Source organism: Actinomycetes bacterium (assembly GCA_022396035.1).
GTDB lineage: Bacteria > Actinomycetota > Humimicrobiia > Humimicrobiales > Humimicrobiaceae > Halolacustris.
On the sequence record JAIOXO010000004.1, the window covers coordinates 1 to 16918 of the forward strand.

The window sequence follows — 16918 nt, forward strand, 5'->3', positions numbered from 1 at the left end:
TAAAGGTATAGGCATACTTTATATGGGACTGGTACAGGTGGTGAAAGATTACCTTATCGGCAGAGCCTTCCAGTATATTTAAAAATTCCCTTAAGTTCTGGGCTCTCTGCCCGGTGGGGCTGACCAGTACTATGCTGTCGTAAAATGTAAATTTTTTTTTGGCTGTTGTATTCATAATTGCAGTGTCTAATAATAACGGAAAATTTTTATATGTAAAAGGTTTTTTTAAAATTAACTGTTTTTAAATAATGTGGTATTTTAAAAAAAAATCATTAACGTATATAATACATATAAAATATTTAATTATTATCCAAGCAAGAAAAAACAACCATGAATAAGAAAAAAAACAAGGCAGTAGTGGTATCCAACCGGGTACCCTACAAGATAGTCAAAAGCAAAAAGGGAGTAAGATACAAAAAAAGCGTGGGAGGACTGGTAACCGCCCTGGACCCCATACTTTCCAGGAAAGGCGGACTATGGGTAGGGTGGAATGGCCTGGTAGGTAAGAACAAGTATGCTGAAAAAACGGTAGAAATGGATTCAGGCTATTCTGTAAAATTCTTGGGTTTGAGCAAATACGATGTAAAGGATTTCTACCATGGGTTTTCCAATAGAACCATATGGCCCCTGTTCCATGGCTTTATATTCCAGAGCTATTTTGATGTTAATTATTGGAAAGCCTATAAAAGGATAAACAAAAGATTTACTGAAAAGGTACTGGAAGAGGTAAAGGGTGACGAGATAATCTGGGTTCAGGATTATCATCTGATGCTGATGCCCAGCATGTTGAGAAAAGAATTACCCCGGGCAAAAATCATTTTCTTTTTGCATATACCATTTCCCTGTAATGAAATATTCAGGGTGCTGCCCTGGGACAAGCAAATTCTGGAAGGGCTTATGGGGGCCGATCTGTTGGGGTTCCAGACCTCCAGGGACTCTATGAATTTTCTGTATAACTGTAAACAGGAACTTAAGGTTATTGTTGATTACAAAAATGGCAATGTAGAGAAAGATGAAAAGAAGGTACAGGTAAGCAATTTCCCCATAAGCATAGATTTCGGGAAGTTTGACCGCATAGCCAAGAAGAATTCCACCAACCATATGGTACGGGAATTTAAAAAGGCACATAAAAATGTGAAGTTAATTATGAGTGTGGAAAGGCTGGACTATACCAAAGGCATCAAAGAAAGACTGTATTCCATTAAACGTTTCTTCGAAAAGTATCCTGAATACAGGAAGAAAGTAATATTTATACAGATATCGGTGCCCAGCCGTACCAAGATAATTGAATACAGGCAATTTAAAAGGGAAATAGACCAGCTGATAGGCAATATAAACGGGGAATTCGCCGATGAGCTCTGGACCCCAATTAACTATATCTACAAAACTATTCCCCAGGAGGTTTTGGTATCCTACTATAAGGCGTCGGATGTCTGCCTGGTAACTCCTTTAAGGGATGGCATGAACCTTATTGCCAAGGAGTATGCCAGCTGCAAGCCCGATGGAAATGGGGCGCTGGTTCTAAGTGAATTTGCCGGTTCGGCAGAAGAGATGCACCAACATTCGGTGATGGTTAACCCCTACGACTTTGAAGAAGTAGCCGACGGTATAAAAGATGCCCTGGAAATGGATTCTGCTAAGAAGAGGCAGGATATGCTGGCTTTAAGGGATATGGTCAAAAACAATGATGTATACCATTGGGCCGAGAGATTCTTGGGATATGCGGCTAAAAGGGGATAGCTATCGAGTATTTGTTCGATAATTTAGAACAGGTTCTGGGAAGGATAAAAAATTGCTCCCACCTGTATTTGTTTCTGGATTATGACGGCACCTTGGTGGGAATTAAAAAGAGGCCCGAGGACGCAAAGCCCTCTAAAAAAACCAAACTTATATTATCTAAGCTAATCTCCAATTCCCGCATAACCACAATTTTGGTTTCAGGGCGGCCGGTCCTGCAGCTGGTTGGTTTTTTACGTGATATTGAGACCGGCAAACTAAATATGGTGGGAAGCCATGGTGCAGAGATAAAAATTGATGGACAGGAACCAGAAATAATAGAAGCTGCGCGGGGGCATATAAAACATATTGGTAGTATTAAAAAAGAACTGGAAAAGATCACTGGCTATAAAAGCTGTTTTTATTTAGAGGATAAAAAAGTATCCCTGGCTATACACTACCGTAATTGTCCGCCAAAGGACCTGGAGAAATTAGGCAAGATAAGAAACTTTTTAAAAGTTTATACCGGCAGGCTGGGGCTGGATGTAATTGAAGGCAAGAAAGTAATAGAGGTAAAGGCCTCATCCATTAATAAAGGCATGGCCCTTAAGAATTTAAAAAACAAGTGGTCGCCTTCCCGGCCAGGGCTTAGTCTGTGTATAGGGGACGATGTAACTGATGAGTATATGTTTGAAGCCAATTCCGGTGGCTTAAATTTAAAGGTTGCCAGGAATAGTAATGTAGCTAGCCGGGCCCGCTATTATGTTAGGGGAATAGGGCAGGTACAGAAATTCCTGATGAGAGTTAACCAAGAAGTTCGGTAAATCCCTGTATCCGGGTTCGAAGCTGGCCATGGGAATAATTATTCTGGTCCACACAGTCACCATCTATCACCAGGGTAGGCAGACCGGCTTTTCTGGCATGGTCTTTTATAAGCCGGGCAGCAGCATTATTCTGCCTGCACCCCCAGTGGGAAAACAGTATGACCCCATCCATGTGGTAATCTTCGGTTAATTTGGATATAACCTTTAATCTGTTGTTTATACTTCCTCTCAAATAATGGGAAAGCATCTTTATGGCCATACTCCTAAAAGGCTGTGCCGGATCCAGTTTAGGCCAGTAGACGTGATTTATTTCTTCAAAAGCTACCATGCAGTTTCCCTGTTCAAGCAGAGAAAATATCTCATTTCTATAATAAGGTTTCAGGTGCAGCCAGAGCAGCCTTTTTCTGGGCCTGACCGAGCACTCTTCCTGGGCCAGGGAGCTGAGTTCACGGTACATCTTTTTATAGAGGGATACCGCCTGCCGGGTACCCGCCATTCCATGGAAGGGCAAAATGAAGTTCAAGCCATTAAAATCAGGAGGATAGGTGTTCAGCTTTTTTCTTACCTGGTTTACTTTCTGCGCCCAGTACCTGAAGTCATTGGAATTATCTATAGCCTGTGCCAGAGCGTCCATATCCACTTTCTTGCCCAGCCGGGAGGTAATTTTCTTACTCATCTGCTCCAGTTGCCGGCTAAGATAATTAACAGATTCTTCATTATAGTCATAGGGTACATCAATCAGGTAATAATCTTCTTCCATCTTAAATTTATGGGCATAGGTATAGAATGATTTTTGAGCTGCATCACAGGCCAGATTGGTACAGATAATAAATTGTGGTTTTGGGAAAAGCCCCAGCTCTACTGCCCCTGAAGCACTTCGGTGGAAGGTGCATAGATCAGGGGAGTACCATTGGGAATTGGCTTTTTTTAAAGTATTGGAAGCTATACCCATACCGGCAGTAAAACCAGCCAGAACTTCAGGCAAAAAGGGAACAAGTCCCAGGCCATGCATTAGCTCATAGGGCAGAAACAATGAACCATAGGCTACTGGCCCCTGTTCCTGATAGGCTCTGGACATGGATTCAATGCTGTAGATATTAAGGTACTTGTCTGATACCGATTTAAAGGTAGCCCCAAACATCATCAGCACCGGTCTCTTGCCGGCAATAGCCAGAAACCTTTTTATATAGTTCTGGTTCAGGTTGTTTTTGATATTGTCTTTTAGTTTATCCCTTATTCCCATCACAGCATCTCCAGGAATGCTTCCAGCCTGGTCTTTATCTGACCCTCTGAAAAATTATTATATTCAAGTTCCAGGTTTAACACTGGTAAGCCTAAATTCTGCCGCGCTAGAGGATAAAAGTACAGGGTATTGTCACAGAATTTAAGGCTTACAAAGATCACTGCCTGTATGCAGTAGTCTTCTATGGCCTGTTTTAAGTTTTCTAGTTTCAGGCCCAGGTCGGCCATACGCATACAGGACGGTTTTTGCAGGTAGCTGACCGCCAGTGCGCGTACAGGATTCTGCTGGTAGCTGGTTACCTCATGATTAAAGTAGCGGCTTAAAGTACATACATCATCATAAACCATATGGCAGTCCAGCTCTGAAAGAATCTTCCATAGCTTATCTTCATTTATAAAGTTACCCACTACCATTACCCGGGGTCCGCCGGGGAGGTCTTTTTTTTCCGGGAGTCTTTTTAGCAACTTATCAATTTCAGAATTAAACAACTCCGGGCTGCTGGTAGCAGAGACCCTTACCAAACGGTAATAGTCAATTAAGCTAATCCGGTTATCTGTATAAGACTGCTTTAGCCCTTTTAAATAATTCTTTTTTTTATTTACCTGGTCTATGGCCAGTATCAGCTCCTGGCTGCTTATGGATGAGTCGGTTAATTTTTGGAGCATATCTTTAAATTGGTTAAGATTGTATTCAAAAAAGTTTACGGAATCGCTATTAACGGTCCGGGGAACATTCAAAAGAAAGCGGGGCAGATGGGGCAGATAAGAGCCAATAGTATCATACAATCTTCTGGCTCCATCGCAGGAGTCGACTATTACCGCGCCCTTAAAGTTTTTTTCATGGGCCAGCAGCTGGGACAGATTTGCCTTTAGATAAGGGCAGAAGTTGATAGGGAAGTAACCGTCTGCTTTATTAAGGTTAGCCCATCCATAAAGGCGGAAAGGCCTTAACTTGGCAGCCACAATCAATTCTTCCGGGGTATAGGTACACATCCAGGCAAATAAATTGTGATCCTGTTCCCGGGGCCATCCGGACAGCGGGGTCTGGTGCTCAGTTTTCATTTTTCAGTATTATTTCCTCATTTTTGCTAAAATCATCATAAAGACCTATATGACCCCAGAAATCTTCTATGCTACGGCCATCAATAGTACCCGAGCTTTTATTTTCAACAGTTATCCTTACCTTTTCTATTCCTTCAAACTGGGTAAGAGTATTTACAATAGAGTATATGGCTAGTTTTTCAGTAGTTGAACTATGGGGAATGGAAGTGTCGGTAAGGATATGGGCAGAAAAATCCGCTATAGCCAATCCATTATCTACCTTCACATGGTTAACTTTGGTGCTGGCAGGGATAGTTGGTAAAAGGTTGGATTGGCCCGGTCCCGCAATAAGTTGCTCCAGGCTGGCCTGGTAAATATTCGGTGAGGACTTTACCTGCCTGGTCTGGGCTTGGAGATAAAAGCTGCCTTCTGATTCCACTGTAAAATAGAGGTCTACCGACTGGCCGCTGCAGGCGGTTAAAGCCAGGCATATAAGTATTGCCGTAAATAGAATAATCGTTGCTCTTTTCAACATAATCACCACCCCCTATCCTGATTTTGTATAAATATTAATGTAAAAGAGGGCATTTGTATAGGATGAAATAAATATTTGTTACAAAATCTGAGCCCTAAATGTTATTATATAATAGCCTTAAAATTAAACAAGCAGGCGGTATTTATGGCAAAGAAAGCACTAATTATAATTGATATGTTAAATGATTTTGTCCTGAAAGGCGCCCCCCTTAAAGTTCCAAAAATTGAGACTATAACCGGGCCCATACAGAGAGAAATCGAAAAAGCAAAGTTAAAGAATTTTCCAGTTATATACCTCTGTGACAGCCACCGGCCTGATGATCCGGAGTTTAAAAGGTTTGCTCCGCATGCGGTTAAAAATACAGAAGGAGCCAAAGTTATAGGCCAGCTGAAACCCCAGGGAAGCGATATAATCGTAAAAAAAACAACTTTTTCCGGTTTCTATAAAACCGAGTTGGAACGTGTACTGAACATGATGGGGGTAAACCATTTAAGAGTTACCGGCTGTGTTACCAATATATGTGTTTATCTAGTGGTATTTGAGGCTATATCCAGGGGTTATGAGGTGGATGTGGTATCTGACGCGGTAATAGGCCTCAACCAACGGGACCACCGGTTTGCCTTAAGGCAGATGAAGGATGTATTAAAAGCAAATGTTATTTAAAGGAAAAAATATGTTTTATATAGCTGATGAGAAAGATATAAGAGAGGGCAAAGTCACCGATATCTATTTTCGAAGGTCCGAGCAGATACTCAAGAAACTGGGTAAAGATGTGACTGTAAAAACTGAGATTTTTTTAAAGAATTTCCCCAACCGGTATGGTTGGGGGATTCTGGCGGGTATCGAAGAAACCTTGAAACTTCTAGCCAATGGAAAGAAAGTTTCCGTCAGGTGTATGCCGGAAGGGACCATCTTCAGGGAATATGAACCGGTTATGGTGATAGAAGGAAAATACCTTGACTTTGGTGTTTTTGAAACAGCCATACTTGGGTTTTTATGCCAGAGCAGCGGAATTGCCACTAAAGCTGCCCGCTGCAAGCTGGCAGCAGGCCAGAAACCTGTTTACAGCTTCGGGGCCAGGAGGGTTCACCCCGCTATTACCCCCATGGTAGAAAGATGTGCATATATAGGAGGCGCAGAAGGAGTTTCCACAGTCATTGGGGCAGAGGCCATAGAGGGACAACCGGTGGGAACCATGCCCCATGCACTGATACTCATAATAGGGGATACCGTAGAAGCTACCCGGGCTTTTGACCAGGTTATATCCAAAGATGTAAACCGGATATCCCTCATAGATACCTTCAATGACGAAAAATTTGAAGCTATCAATGTGTGCCGGGAGCTGGGAGATAATATTTACGGCCTGAGGCTGGATACCCCTGGTTCCAGAAAGGGTGATTTTGTAAAGATTTTACAGGAAGTTAGGTGGGAGCTTAACATAAGGGGGTTCAAGAAAGTTAAACTGGTGGTTAGCGGCGGCCTGGATGAGGAGGAAATAATGGAACTGGGCCAGGCAGCTGATTCATTTGGAGTAGGCACCTCCATATCGGGAGCCAGGGTACTGGATTTTGCCCTGGATATAGTAGAGATAGAAGGCAGAAAAGTTGCTAAAAGAGGCAAGATGTCGGGGGCAAAAAAAGTTATAAGGTGCAGCAATTGCTTCAATGACCAGGTGGTGCTTGAAGAGGAAAAGGCAGAAAATTTTACCTGCCAGGAATGCGGTTCCCGGTTTAATGAGCTGTTTATGGAAGCTGTAAAAGATGGTAAACTATTGGAAGATTTGCCTTCTGCAGTAACCATAAGGGAGAAGGTATTAAATCAATTAAAACATGTACAACTTTAAGGCAGTGACTGATATTGGGAGTAAAACTTTTTTTAATAAGGCATGGCCAGACCTTGTGGAACCTGGAAGGCAGGTATCAGGGAGACAGGGACATAGAGTTAACTGAGCTGGGGATAAGACAGGCAGAACTGGCTGCCGGGTACCTGCAAAATGTAGACTATTCAAATATTTATTGCAGCCCTCTAAAAAGGACTGTAGCTACTGCTGAAATAATTAATGCTAAGAAGAAAAGGGAGATTATTGTAAGGCAGGATCTGAAGGAAATAAATTTCGGAAAATGGGAAGGGTTAACCTTCCAACAAATAAATCAAGATTATTTTGAAGATTATCAGGCCTGGCTGGATGACCCATTCAGCAATGCTCCTACCGGGGGAGAGGACTTCTCCCATTTTGTAGCCAGGACTTCTGAAGAAATAAACCGTATACTGGCTGAAAATAAGGATGGATCGGATGTAATAATCTGTACCCATGGGGGAGTAATTGTGGCTCTGCTGGTATGGTGGCTAAGGGTTCCCAAAGATAGGTGGAGATCCCTTATACAGAGACAGGGAGCCATAAATGTAGTAGTAGTCCACAAGGGCTTTCCTTATATTTCCCAGATAAATTATACCGGCCATCTTAACGGGGCTTACAGGCATGATGAAGACAAGGTAATTGAGGTTTACAGTAAATTAAAGGACGACTAGGGGGAGAGGCATGGAAGAAGAAACCCAGGAAGTTATACCTTCCAATATTGGCCAGATTTTTCTGGAAAACTGGCTCAGTATAGTCATAGTATTGGCAGTACTGATAGTGGTAATTATTATAGTTAAGTTTATTTCCAGGAAAACAAGAAAAGTTTTCGAACAGCGGATAAGCGATGACCGGATGGAAATAAAGAAGCGTTCCTATACCGTTACTTCGGTATTCACAAATGTAATAATTGTAGGCAGCCTAGTGGTGGCTTTAATGATAATTGCTACCCAGCTGGGGATAAATGTTACTCCTCTGTTGGCTGGTGCTGGAGTTGCCGGAATAGTAATAGGCTTTGGAGCCCAGAGTTTGATAAAAGATCTGATCAATGGATCCTTTATACTGTTTGAGCAATGGTTCCAGGTAGATGATATTGTAACCGTTGACGGTACCTCGGGAGTGGTGGAAAAATTTAATCTAAGGACCACTGTATTAAGAGACCTGGAAGGGATAGCCCATTATATACCCAATGGAGAGATTAAGGTGCTTAGCAACAGAACCCATGTATGGTCCAGGGCTATGATTGAAGTAGGAGTCCATTACAAGGAAAATACAGACCGGGTAATAGAGGTAATGGAACAGGTTTTTGATGAGCTGCTTGCAGATGATAATTTTAACCAGTGCATACTGGAGAGACCCCAGATACTGGGCAAGGGGGGCGTGGACAGCCTATCTGATTCTGCAGTAGTATTTAAGATAATATGTAAAGTTGTCCCTCCCAACCAGTGGGATATATCCAGGCAGCTCAGAAAGAGGATCAAGGATAAGTTTGACCAGGTGGGTATAGAGATTCCCTATCCCTGCAGGAATGTATATATAAGGCAGGAAAATAAACAAAAAGTTGTTGATTAATAAATATAAATGTTTATAATATCCCCTTGGACAACAGAATATTTATATTCTTCTGCCCTAATTATAAATTAGGGCCTAATTAACAAAATTAGTCCATAGGAGGAAAAAGTTGAAAAATTATGAACTTGCGCTGGTCTTAGACCCATCCCTGGATGATAAAGGGATTGACGAACAACTATCCAAAATAACAAAAATCATTGAAGAAGGAAAATCCAAGGTCGACGATGTGGATAAATGGGGCATAAAGAAGCTTGCATATCCCATCAAGAAGCAGGAGAACGGGTTTTACTGCTTTGTTTATTTTCAGGCAGAAGGTGAGCTTCTGGATGAATTGGACCGGGTAAACAGAATCAATGATCTTATACTGAGACAACTTATAATCAAACGTGATCAATAAATTATTTTAACCATAAAGAGGGGATATCATGGCTTATGGAGTAAACAATGTATCAATACTGGGAAATCTTACCAGGGACCCGGAGTTAAGGTTTACACCCAACGGCACCCCGGTGGCAGCTTTTGGGATAGCCGCAAACCGGAGATATCAGGATAAACAATCAGGAGAATGGGTCGATGACCCTTCATTCTTCAATGTTTCAGTATGGTTTAAGTTGGCGGAGAATTGTGCCGAAAGCCTGTCCAAAGGCGACCGGGTATTGGTTTCAGGCAGGCTGAACCAGAGAAGCTGGGAAACAAAGGATGGACAGAAAAGATCAACTGTAGAGGTTGTTGCCGACGTAGTGGCTCCCAGCCTGGAGTTTGCTTCCTGCAAGATTAATAGAAATGCAAAAGACAGCAGTTCCTATCAGGCCAGCGAGTCTGAGGAAGAAGTAGATTTTACTGATGAGGATATACCATTTTAGATTAAATTTTAATAAGGAGTGTTTTTAATTGGCTAAGAAAAAGAGAAAAGAAAGAAGAAGAGAATCATTATCAGCTCTTAATCTCAGACAGAGGAAAAGATACTGTTATTTCTGCAAGGAAAACATAGATGATATTGATTACAAAAATGTTAATGTATTGCGAAAATTTATTTCTGATAAGGGTAAAATAAGGCCCAAGAGATCCAGTGGAAATTGTGTTCAGCACCAGAGAAAAGTAGCTATTGCTGTAAAAAGGGCAAGAGAACTTGCTCTTTTACCATACTATAAAAGATAGGTAATCTTTTATGCCCTTTGATAATTTGAATGAATCAGCAGTGAAAATACCAAATTTATTCTTACTTTCACTGCTAACTTTTGTGGCAGCGGTGTTCTCACTGCTGATTCCTATTGCCGGTTATATTGGCTGGGCTCTTATGTCTGTACCTGTTACCTTGCTGGTACTGGCAGAAAGAAAAAGGGACGCAGTTATCTGCGCCATACTGGGAGTGTTTGTATTCCTGTTTATAGACTATGTGCTGTTTTTGTTTATGGCGGCTATGGCTTTGGGCGTCGCCTTTTTGTACCGGTGGCTTAAGGCCAAACAGGTAATACCTTACAGGGCAATCGGGTTTATATGCCTGGTATTTATTGGTTGTTTTTTGATGTATGTGGGTCTGGTGGCAGCTATAAACGGAATAAATTTCTTTAGTGAGTTTCTGGAAAATTATAACCAGTATGTGAATAACATTGCAGACGATCCGGTAATAGCCAGCTATGGTAATTTAATAGCACAGGGTCAGGATCTGGAGCAGGTTATAGACCAAACCCAGAAGGTTCTTTTATTTATTCCCAATATAATTGCGGGCATGTGGATAACCTTTGTGGTTTTTGCATCGGTGATAAACTATGCGGTAAGTACTGTGGTTTTAAGCAAATTCAGAATTGATTTAAAAAAATTGCCCCGGTTCGGGCAATGGGATCTGCCCTGGCATTTGGTATGGGGCCTTATAGCCGGAATAGTTCTTCTGGTGGTTCCATCTTTTTTAAACATTGATGGCCACCTCTTATATATTATAGGTGCAAACCTGCTGATTGTGTTTGGTTTCTTGTACCTGATTTTAGGAATTTCTGTGTTATGGGGAATTTTTGAAAAGTACAAACTTCAATTTGCCTGGCGGATAGCCATACTGCTATTGCTGGGGCTGTTTCTGGGGTTCGTGGTTTTACTGCCCATATTGGGCCTTGTAGATGTCTGGGTAAATATTAGAAAATTAAAAAGATAGTGTACAAATAGGAGGAAAAGTTGGAAATAATTCTTAAAAAATATCAGGAAAATCTGGGAGATGTTGGAGATATAGTAAAAGTAAAAGATGGTTATGCAAAAAATTATCTGATTCCCAACGGTATAGCCCTGCAGGCTACCAAAGGCAATATAAAGCAAATGGAGCTTATTAAAAAAGCGGTACAAAAGGTAGAAGCTAAAAATATTGCCGAAGCCGAAAAACTGGCCGAACAGCTTAAAGATATGGAAATTACCTTTGTGGTAAAAACCAGTGAAGAAGGAAAACTGTACGGGTCCATTACCAATAAGGATATTGCGGAAAAGATTCTGGAGCAAAAGCAGGTAGAAGTAGACAAAAAAAAGATTGCCCTGGATGAACATTTAAAAGAAATTGGCAATTATGATATAGAAATAAAGCTGTATAAAGATGTAAAATGTAACCTGAAGGTAAATGTGGAAAGCGACCAGCCTGTGGAAGCTGAACCCCAGCCTGAGAAGAGTGAGGAATCGTCAGAGCAGAGCGAAGCTCAGCCTGAAGATAATAAACAACAGGAATAATGGATAATACGAGAAATAAAAGTAGATTATCCCCTATAGACACCTCCAAGCTGGAGAGGATACCCCCCTACAATATTGAAGCAGAGGAGTCTCTGCTGGGGGCTATGCTGATATCCAGGGAAGCCATAAGCCAAACCATAGAGATAGTTATACCTGGGTCCTTTTACCGCAGATCCAATCAGATTGTATACCAGGCTATTCTTGAACTTTTTTCCAAAGGCGAACCGGTTGATCCTATCACCATAGCTGATTGCCTGGAAAAGAAAGGACAGCTGGAGCAGGTAGGCGGAAAGACTTTTATCCATTCTTTGGTAAGTAATATGCCTTTGGCTTCCAATGCTTCCTATTATGCACGGATTGTAAACCACAGCCATATTTTAAGGAAGCTGATATATGCTGCTACTGAAATAGCCACCATGGGCTACGAGGTTCCCGATGACCTGGCTGGTACCATAGATAAAGCCCAGCAGTTAATATTTTCGGTATACCAGGATTACAACAAGGGCAGTGACAGCAGCCGTATATCTCCCATGAAGGACATACTATCCGAGGTGTATGAGCAGGTAGAAACCCTTTATGAACATAAATCAGATATAATTGGTATTCCCACCGGGTTTGTAGATCTGGATAAAAAGACCTCGGGTCTACAGAATTCAGACCTTATTGTAGTGGCGGCCAGGCCGGGTATGGGTAAAACCTCTTTTGCGCTTTGTCTGGCCAAACATGTGGCTATGGAAGAAAAATATCCGGTGGCCATATTTTCTTTGGAGATGTCCAAGCACCAGATAGCCCAGAGGCTTCTCTGCGCTGAAGCCAGGATTGATCTTCACCGGTTAAGAAGTGGTAATTTGAGGGACGATGAGTGGCCAAAGCTGGCCCGCTCCATTGAAAAACTTGCCGAAAGCCAGCTGTTTATTGATGATACAGCTTTCCTTACGGTTATGGATTTACGCTCCAGGGCCAGGATGCTGGTTAGTACCTACGGGATCAAGCTGTTGATTGTAGATTATCTTCAGCTTATGGGTTCTGGCTTAAATTACCGGGACAACCGGGTGCTGGAGATAACCGAGATATCCCGGAACCTGAAAGGTATAGCCAAGGAATTAAATATTCCGGTAATAGCAATTTCTCAGTTGTCCAGAGAAGTGGAGAAAAGGGAAAGTAAAAGACCTGCGCTGGCTGACCTGAGGGAATCGGGCGCTATTGAGCAGGATGCTGATTTAGTTATATTTATATACAGGGATGAATATTATAATGAGAAAAGCAAAGATCAGGGCATAGCCGAAATAAATATTGCCAAACATAGAAATGGGCCTACCGCCAGGTTAAGCCTGAATTTTTATAAAGAGTATGCCATGTTTAGAAATTTAAGTAAGGTAAATGAAAATAACTAGGAGTTCAAGATGCCAAGTATAGTATTGGTAGGTACCCAGTGGGGTGACGAAGGAAAAGGTAGGATAACCGATCTTTTAGCCAGGAAGATGGATTATGTGGTTAGATTCCAGGGCGGAGATAATGCCGGACATACAGTGGTGTTAAAAGATGAGGAATTTAAACTGCATTTGATCCCCTCCGGTATTTTCTACCCCGACACCATATGTGTAATAGGAAATGGCGTGGTAATTAATCCCCGGGTACTGATTGAAGAAATAGAAGAGCTGCAGTCCAGGGGCATAGATGTGGAAAATTTAAGAATAAGCTGCAATGCTCACCTTATAATGCCCTACCACACGCTTCTGGATAAGGCAGCTGAGGGAAGGCTGGGCAAATCCAAGATTGGAACCACCCACAAGGGAATAGGGCCGGTTTACTCTGACAAGGCGGCAAGAATAGGGATAAGAATTCAGGATTTGCTGGACCCCAAGATATTTAAAACCAAGCTCGAGGAAGCTTTAAAACTAAAAAACGGGATACTGGAAAAGATATATGGCTTAGAGACTTTAGATTCGGAGCAGGTATTTGATACCTATTGCGGGTATGCACAGAAGTTAGGTAAATATATCATAGATACATCCATCCTTATAAATCAGGCCCTGGATGCCAACCGCAAGGTTCTGTTCGAAGGTGCCCAGGCTACTATGCTGGATATTGACCATGGTACCTATCCTTTTGTGACTTCTTCTTCTACTATTGCCGGGGGCGCTTATATAGGAGCGGGAGTGGGCCCGGGAAGAATAGATGAAGTACTGGGAGTAGTGAAAGCCTATACTACCAGGGTGGGTTCGGGACCTTTCCCCACCGAGCTGGAAGATGAGACCGGGGAATTATTGAGAAAAAGAGGCCATGAATACGGCACCACTACCGGAAGGGCAAGAAGATGCGGCTGGCTGGATGCAGTGGTATTAAGGTATTCGGCCATGATCAACCAGCTGGACAGCATGGCTATTACCAAGCTGGATGTTTTAACCGGTGTAGATAAAATCAATATTTGCGTAGGTTACAAATATGAAGATAAAATCTATAAGGAACTTCCGCCCCATCAGACCATAATGCATAAATGTGAACCGGTTTATGAAACCATGGATGGGTGGAAAGAGGAACTCAGTCATATAAAGTCATTTAATGACCTGCCGGAAAATGCCCAGAAATACATTCACCGTATCCAGGAACTTATTAAAGTTCCTGTATCCATGGTAAGTGTGGGGGCTGAAAGAAGCCAGATAATTATGAAAGACAGTGGTTTTAGCAGCCAGCTGTTTGGCTCAGGGGTAACGGCAATTATTTAGTCATCAGGGAGTATTTATGAATATCTTAATAATAGGGGGCGGAGGAAGAGAGCACTGTTTGGCCTGGAAAATTTCAAAGAGTGCCATGGCAGATAAGATTTTTGCAGCCCCCGGCAATATCGGAATGGCTGGAGTGGCTGAGTGTGTGGATATTGGAGTTAATGATTTCAAATCTCTGGCAGATTTTGCCGTGGATCAAAATATAGGCCTTACTGTGGTAGGCCCGGAAGCTCCCCTGGTGGAAGGTATTGCAGATTATTTTAGAGAGAGGGATCTGGATATATTTGGGCCCGGGAAACAAGGTGCAAAAATTGAGGGCAGTAAGGTATTTACCAAAAATTTGGCCTGGAAATACAAAATACCTGCAGCCAGGGGGCATGTATTTTCTGAAAAAGACTATAAGCTGGCCCAAAAATATATACAGGATATAGACAGGTATCCCCTGGTGCTGAAGGCTGACGGACTGGCAGCAGGAAAGGGAGTTATTATTGCCAATGACCGCAGTCAGGCTCTGGTCGGACTGGGTGATTTCTTTCTAAATAAAAAATTTGGGAACGCCGCACATAAGATAATAATTGAAGAATTTTTAGAAGGATATGAGCTATCGCTGCTCTGTCTTTATGATGGCCACAGGCTGCTGCCTCTGGATACAGCCCAGGATTACAAAAGAATATTTGACCAGGACAGGGGTAAAAATACTGGGGGCATGGGAAGCTACAGCCCCGTACCATGGGCAGACAAACCCTTGATGGATAAAATAGTAAACCAGATAATAGAGCCCACCTGCAGGGGCCTGGAGGCTGAGCAGATAGACTACCGGGGCATATTGTATGCGGGACTGATGATATCTGACGGACAGCCGTACCTGCTGGAATATAATTGCCGCTTCGGAGACCCCGAGACCCAGGCGGTATTGCCCCGGATGGAAGACGATTTGCTGCCCTATCTGGTTGACTGTGCCCGGGGGCAATTAAAAATCGGTGAAGCGGCCTGGAGCCGGAAAAAATGTGTATGTGTAATACTTGCCTCCAGGGGTTATCCGGAAACTTCTTCCAAAGGGGATATTATAACCGGTCTTAAGGATGTAACCGGCGATGAATCAATCCTGGTATTCCATGCTGGAACCGGGGGCAAAGATGGACATGTTGCAACTAATGGGGGCCGGGTATTGGGAGTAGTAAATATGGCCGACAGTTTTGAGGAAGCCAGAAAGAATATATATGCAGCCATAGAAAAAATTAAGTTTGAGGGCAAACAGTTCAGAACCGATATTGCATTATCGGCAGAGGAGGGAAATTTATGAGTAAAGCAATGGGTAAAATAGCTATAGTTATGGGCTCCAGTTCTGATGAAGAGGTAATGAAGCCTGCAGCTAATACATTAAAAAAGTTTGGTATAGAATATGACACACACATTCTTTCTGCACATAGGATGCCTAAAAAAACGGCAAAATTTGCCGCAGAAGCAATAGATAAGGGCTATGAGATTATTATTGCCGGTGCGGGCAAAGCAGCGCATTTGCCTGGAGTAATAGCTTCACATACCACCTTGCCGGTAATAGGAGTTCCGGTAGAGACTTCTGATCTGGGCGGTCTGGATTCGCTGTTGTCCATAGTACAGATGCCTTCAGGAGTACCGGTAGCAACGGTGGCCATAAATGGATCGAAAAATGCAGCCATACTGGCGGTACAGATTCTGGCCTTAAAGTATCCTGACCTTAAGGATAAACTGGGCCATTACAAGTCCGATTTGGAATCATAATATTTATTAAAAAAATATTAAAATTTAGCCTGGCAGATGTTTTCTGGCTGTTTTTCTGTTATCATTTTTTTAAAATTTATGGTTATACCAAGTAAAAAATGAATAAAGATATAAAAATTAAGGTAACTGATTTCGGGTTTTTTTATGGCACTAGCAAGGTGCTTGCGGATATTGATATTGATATACAAAAAGATACCATCACCGCTATAATAGGGCCCTCTGGTTGCGGCAAATCCACTTTTTTAAGATCTTTTAACCGCATGAATGACCTTCTGACCAATACTAAAGTGGAAGGCAGGGTGCTTATCGATGACTCCAATATTTATAGCAGCAGCATAGATGTGGTAGATCTGAGAAAAAGGGTAGGCATGGTTTTTCAAAGGCCCAATCCCTTTCCCAAAACCATTTACGATAATGTTGCCTACGGTCCCCGTTTGCACGGAAAGCACAGTAAGTCAGAACTGGATGGTATTGTTGAAAACAGCCTGAAACAGGCGGCGCTATGGAATGAAGTAAAACACAAGTTAAATAAAAATGCTCTGGAGCTTTCCGGCGGCCAGCAGCAGAGGCTCTGTATAGCCCGGGTCCTGGCAGTAGATTCAGAAATAATATTGATGGATGAGCCAGCATCAGCGCTTGACCCCATTTCTACCCAGAAAATAGAAGACCTCATAGATGAATTAAAGGAAAATTATACCATTGTTATAGTTACCCATAATATGCAGCAGGCGGCCAGGGTTTCCCAGAAAACAGCTTTTATGCTTACCCAGGAAATAGGGCAGCCGGCCACTTTGATCGAATATGGAGATACCAATAAGATTTTTACCAACCCTTCCGATAAAAGGACTGAGAATTATATTACCGGACGGTTCGGTTAAATTAATATTTATAGTCTTTGACATCTTATAACCAATAAAATATAATACCCAAATTAAATACAAGT

20 protein-coding genes are annotated in these 16918 nt (G+C 42.2%); 16 read left to right on the forward strand and 4 right to left on the reverse strand.

The window, feature by feature from the left end:
* Positions 1–175, reverse strand: a 175-nt coding sequence (locus K9H14_02215) for a DUF5752 family protein (protein MCG9479007.1), incomplete at its 3' end; no start/stop codon positions are given.
* Between the two features lie 155 nt (positions 176–330).
* On the opposite strand from K9H14_02215, the gene K9H14_02220 reads away from it, so the two are divergent.
* Together K9H14_02220 and otsB are read left to right on the forward strand one after the other, a co-directional pair.
* Positions 331–1740: a trehalose-6-phosphate synthase gene (locus K9H14_02220; protein ID MCG9479008.1), complete on the forward strand. Its 1410-nt coding sequence runs from the start codon at positions 331–333 to the stop codon at positions 1738–1740.
* Between the two features lie 11 nt (positions 1741–1751).
* On the forward strand, positions 1752–2540 hold the full coding sequence (gene otsB, locus K9H14_02225) for a trehalose-phosphatase (protein ID MCG9479009.1): 789 nt from the start codon (positions 1752–1754) through the stop codon (positions 2538–2540).
* Here the strand turns inward: otsB and K9H14_02230 are convergent.
* The 3 genes from K9H14_02230 to K9H14_02240 are packed head-to-tail and all read right to left on the reverse strand — an operon-like array spanning position 2521 to position 5358.
* The gene (locus K9H14_02230) at positions 2521–3783 is read right to left on the reverse strand and encodes a 2-hydroxyacyl-CoA dehydratase family protein (protein MCG9479010.1); all 1263 of its coding nucleotides are present in this window, start codon (positions 3781–3783) and stop codon (positions 2521–2523) included. The genes otsB and K9H14_02230 overlap by 20 nt on opposite strands.
* Positions 3783–4844 (reverse strand): 2-hydroxyacyl-CoA dehydratase family protein, encoded by a 1062-nt coding sequence (locus tag K9H14_02235; protein MCG9479011.1) that lies wholly within the window; start codon positions 4842–4844, stop codon positions 3783–3785. Before K9H14_02235 ends, K9H14_02230 begins: the two co-directional genes overlap by 1 nt.
* The gene (locus K9H14_02240) at positions 4834–5358 is read right to left on the reverse strand and encodes a GerMN domain-containing protein (GenBank protein ID MCG9479012.1); all 525 of its coding nucleotides are present in this window, start codon (positions 5356–5358) and stop codon (positions 4834–4836) included. The genes K9H14_02235 and K9H14_02240 overlap by 11 nt, the downstream gene beginning before the upstream one ends.
* 144 nt (positions 5359–5502) lie before the next feature.
* On the opposite strand from K9H14_02240, the gene K9H14_02245 reads away from it, so the two are divergent.
* The 14 genes from K9H14_02245 to pstB all read left to right on the forward strand — a co-directional run bounded on the left by K9H14_02245 (position 5503) and on the right by pstB (position 16853).
* Positions 5503–6021, forward strand: a complete 519-nt coding sequence (locus tag K9H14_02245; protein MCG9479013.1) for a cysteine hydrolase — start codon at positions 5503–5505, stop codon at positions 6019–6021.
* A 10-nt stretch (positions 6022–6031) separates the two neighbouring features.
* On the forward strand, positions 6032–7201 hold the full coding sequence (locus K9H14_02250; protein ID MCG9479014.1) for a nicotinate phosphoribosyltransferase: 1170 nt from the start codon (positions 6032–6034) through the stop codon (positions 7199–7201).
* Between the two features lie 14 nt (positions 7202–7215).
* Positions 7216–7887 carry a histidine phosphatase family protein gene (locus K9H14_02255; protein ID MCG9479015.1) on the forward strand — a complete coding sequence of 224 codons (672 nt, stop codon included), beginning with the start codon at positions 7216–7218 and terminating at the stop codon, positions 7885–7887.
* A gap of 10 nt (positions 7888–7897) precedes the next feature.
* Positions 7898–8785, forward strand: coding sequence for a mechanosensitive ion channel family protein (locus tag K9H14_02260; GenBank protein ID MCG9479016.1), 888 nt, complete (start codon positions 7898–7900; stop codon positions 8783–8785).
* A 109-nt stretch (positions 8786–8894) separates the two neighbouring features.
* Positions 8895–9182: a 30S ribosomal protein S6 gene (gene rpsF, locus K9H14_02265; protein MCG9479017.1), complete on the forward strand. Its 288-nt coding sequence runs from the start codon at positions 8895–8897 to the stop codon at positions 9180–9182.
* 28 nt (positions 9183–9210) lie between these two features.
* On the forward strand, positions 9211–9648 hold the full coding sequence (gene ssb, locus K9H14_02270; protein MCG9479018.1) for a single-stranded DNA-binding protein: 438 nt from the start codon (positions 9211–9213) through the stop codon (positions 9646–9648).
* Positions 9649–9676: 28 nt separating this feature from the next.
* Positions 9677–9943: a 30S ribosomal protein S18 gene (gene rpsR / locus K9H14_02275; GenBank protein ID MCG9479019.1), complete on the forward strand. Its 267-nt coding sequence runs from the start codon at positions 9677–9679 to the stop codon at positions 9941–9943.
* A 10-nt stretch (positions 9944–9953) separates the two neighbouring features.
* Entirely contained in the window at positions 9954–10931 is a 978-nt protein-coding gene (locus K9H14_02280) for a YybS family protein (GenBank protein MCG9479020.1), read from the forward strand.
* A gap of 20 nt (positions 10932–10951) precedes the next feature.
* Positions 10952–11488, forward strand: a complete 537-nt coding sequence (rplI, locus tag K9H14_02285) for a 50S ribosomal protein L9 (protein MCG9479021.1) — start codon at positions 10952–10954, stop codon at positions 11486–11488.
* Positions 11488–12882 (forward strand): replicative DNA helicase, encoded by a 1395-nt coding sequence (dnaB, locus tag K9H14_02290; protein MCG9479022.1) that lies wholly within the window; start codon positions 11488–11490, stop codon positions 12880–12882. Before rplI ends, dnaB begins: the two co-directional genes overlap by 1 nt.
* Positions 12883–12891: 9 nt before the next feature.
* Positions 12892–14214, forward strand: coding sequence for an adenylosuccinate synthase (locus tag K9H14_02295; protein MCG9479023.1), 1323 nt, complete (start codon positions 12892–12894; stop codon positions 14212–14214).
* Between the two features lie 16 nt (positions 14215–14230).
* Positions 14231–15517, forward strand: a complete 1287-nt coding sequence (purD, locus tag K9H14_02300; protein ID MCG9479024.1) for a phosphoribosylamine--glycine ligase — start codon at positions 14231–14233, stop codon at positions 15515–15517.
* Between the two features lie 8 nt (positions 15518–15525).
* Positions 15526–15975: a 5-(carboxyamino)imidazole ribonucleotide mutase gene (gene purE, locus K9H14_02305; protein MCG9479025.1), complete on the forward strand. Its 450-nt coding sequence runs from the start codon at positions 15526–15528 to the stop codon at positions 15973–15975.
* 98 nt (positions 15976–16073) lie between these two features.
* Positions 16074–16853 (forward strand): phosphate ABC transporter ATP-binding protein PstB, encoded by a 780-nt coding sequence (gene pstB / locus K9H14_02310; GenBank protein MCG9479026.1) that lies wholly within the window; start codon positions 16074–16076, stop codon positions 16851–16853.
* The last annotated feature ends 65 nt before the right edge of the window (positions 16854–16918 follow it).

Excerpts from the sequence above, each read along its gene's own strand:
- K9H14_02220 (MCG9479008.1), top strand. The coding sequence starts at position 331 with ATGAATAAGAAAAAAAACAAGGCAGTAGTGGTATCCAACCGGGTACCC.
- K9H14_02230 (MCG9479010.1), bottom strand. The coding sequence starts at position 3,783 with ATGGGAATAAGGGATAAACTAAAAGACAATATCAAAAACAACCTGAAC.
- K9H14_02235 (MCG9479011.1), bottom strand. The coding sequence starts at position 4,844 with ATGAAAACTGAGCACCAGACCCCGCTGTCCGGATGGCCCCGGGAACAG.
- K9H14_02240 (MCG9479012.1), bottom strand. The coding sequence starts at position 5,358 with ATGTTGAAAAGAGCAACGATTATTCTATTTACGGCAATACTTATATGC.
- K9H14_02245 (MCG9479013.1), top strand. The coding sequence starts at position 5,503 with ATGGCAAAGAAAGCACTAATTATAATTGATATGTTAAATGATTTTGTC.
- K9H14_02250 (MCG9479014.1), top strand. The coding sequence starts at position 6,032 with ATGTTTTATATAGCTGATGAGAAAGATATAAGAGAGGGCAAAGTCACC.
- K9H14_02260 (MCG9479016.1), top strand. The coding sequence starts at position 7,898 with ATGGAAGAAGAAACCCAGGAAGTTATACCTTCCAATATTGGCCAGATT.
- ssb (MCG9479018.1), top strand. The coding sequence starts at position 9,211 with ATGGCTTATGGAGTAAACAATGTATCAATACTGGGAAATCTTACCAGG.
- K9H14_02280 (MCG9479020.1), top strand. The coding sequence starts at position 9,954 with ATGCCCTTTGATAATTTGAATGAATCAGCAGTGAAAATACCAAATTTA.
- dnaB (MCG9479022.1), top strand. The coding sequence starts at position 11,488 with ATGGATAATACGAGAAATAAAAGTAGATTATCCCCTATAGACACCTCC.
- K9H14_02295 (MCG9479023.1), top strand. The coding sequence starts at position 12,892 with ATGCCAAGTATAGTATTGGTAGGTACCCAGTGGGGTGACGAAGGAAAA.
- purD (MCG9479024.1), top strand. The coding sequence starts at position 14,231 with ATGAATATCTTAATAATAGGGGGCGGAGGAAGAGAGCACTGTTTGGCC.
- purE (MCG9479025.1), top strand. The coding sequence starts at position 15,526 with ATGGGTAAAATAGCTATAGTTATGGGCTCCAGTTCTGATGAAGAGGTA.
- pstB (MCG9479026.1), top strand. The coding sequence starts at position 16,074 with ATGAATAAAGATATAAAAATTAAGGTAACTGATTTCGGGTTTTTTTAT.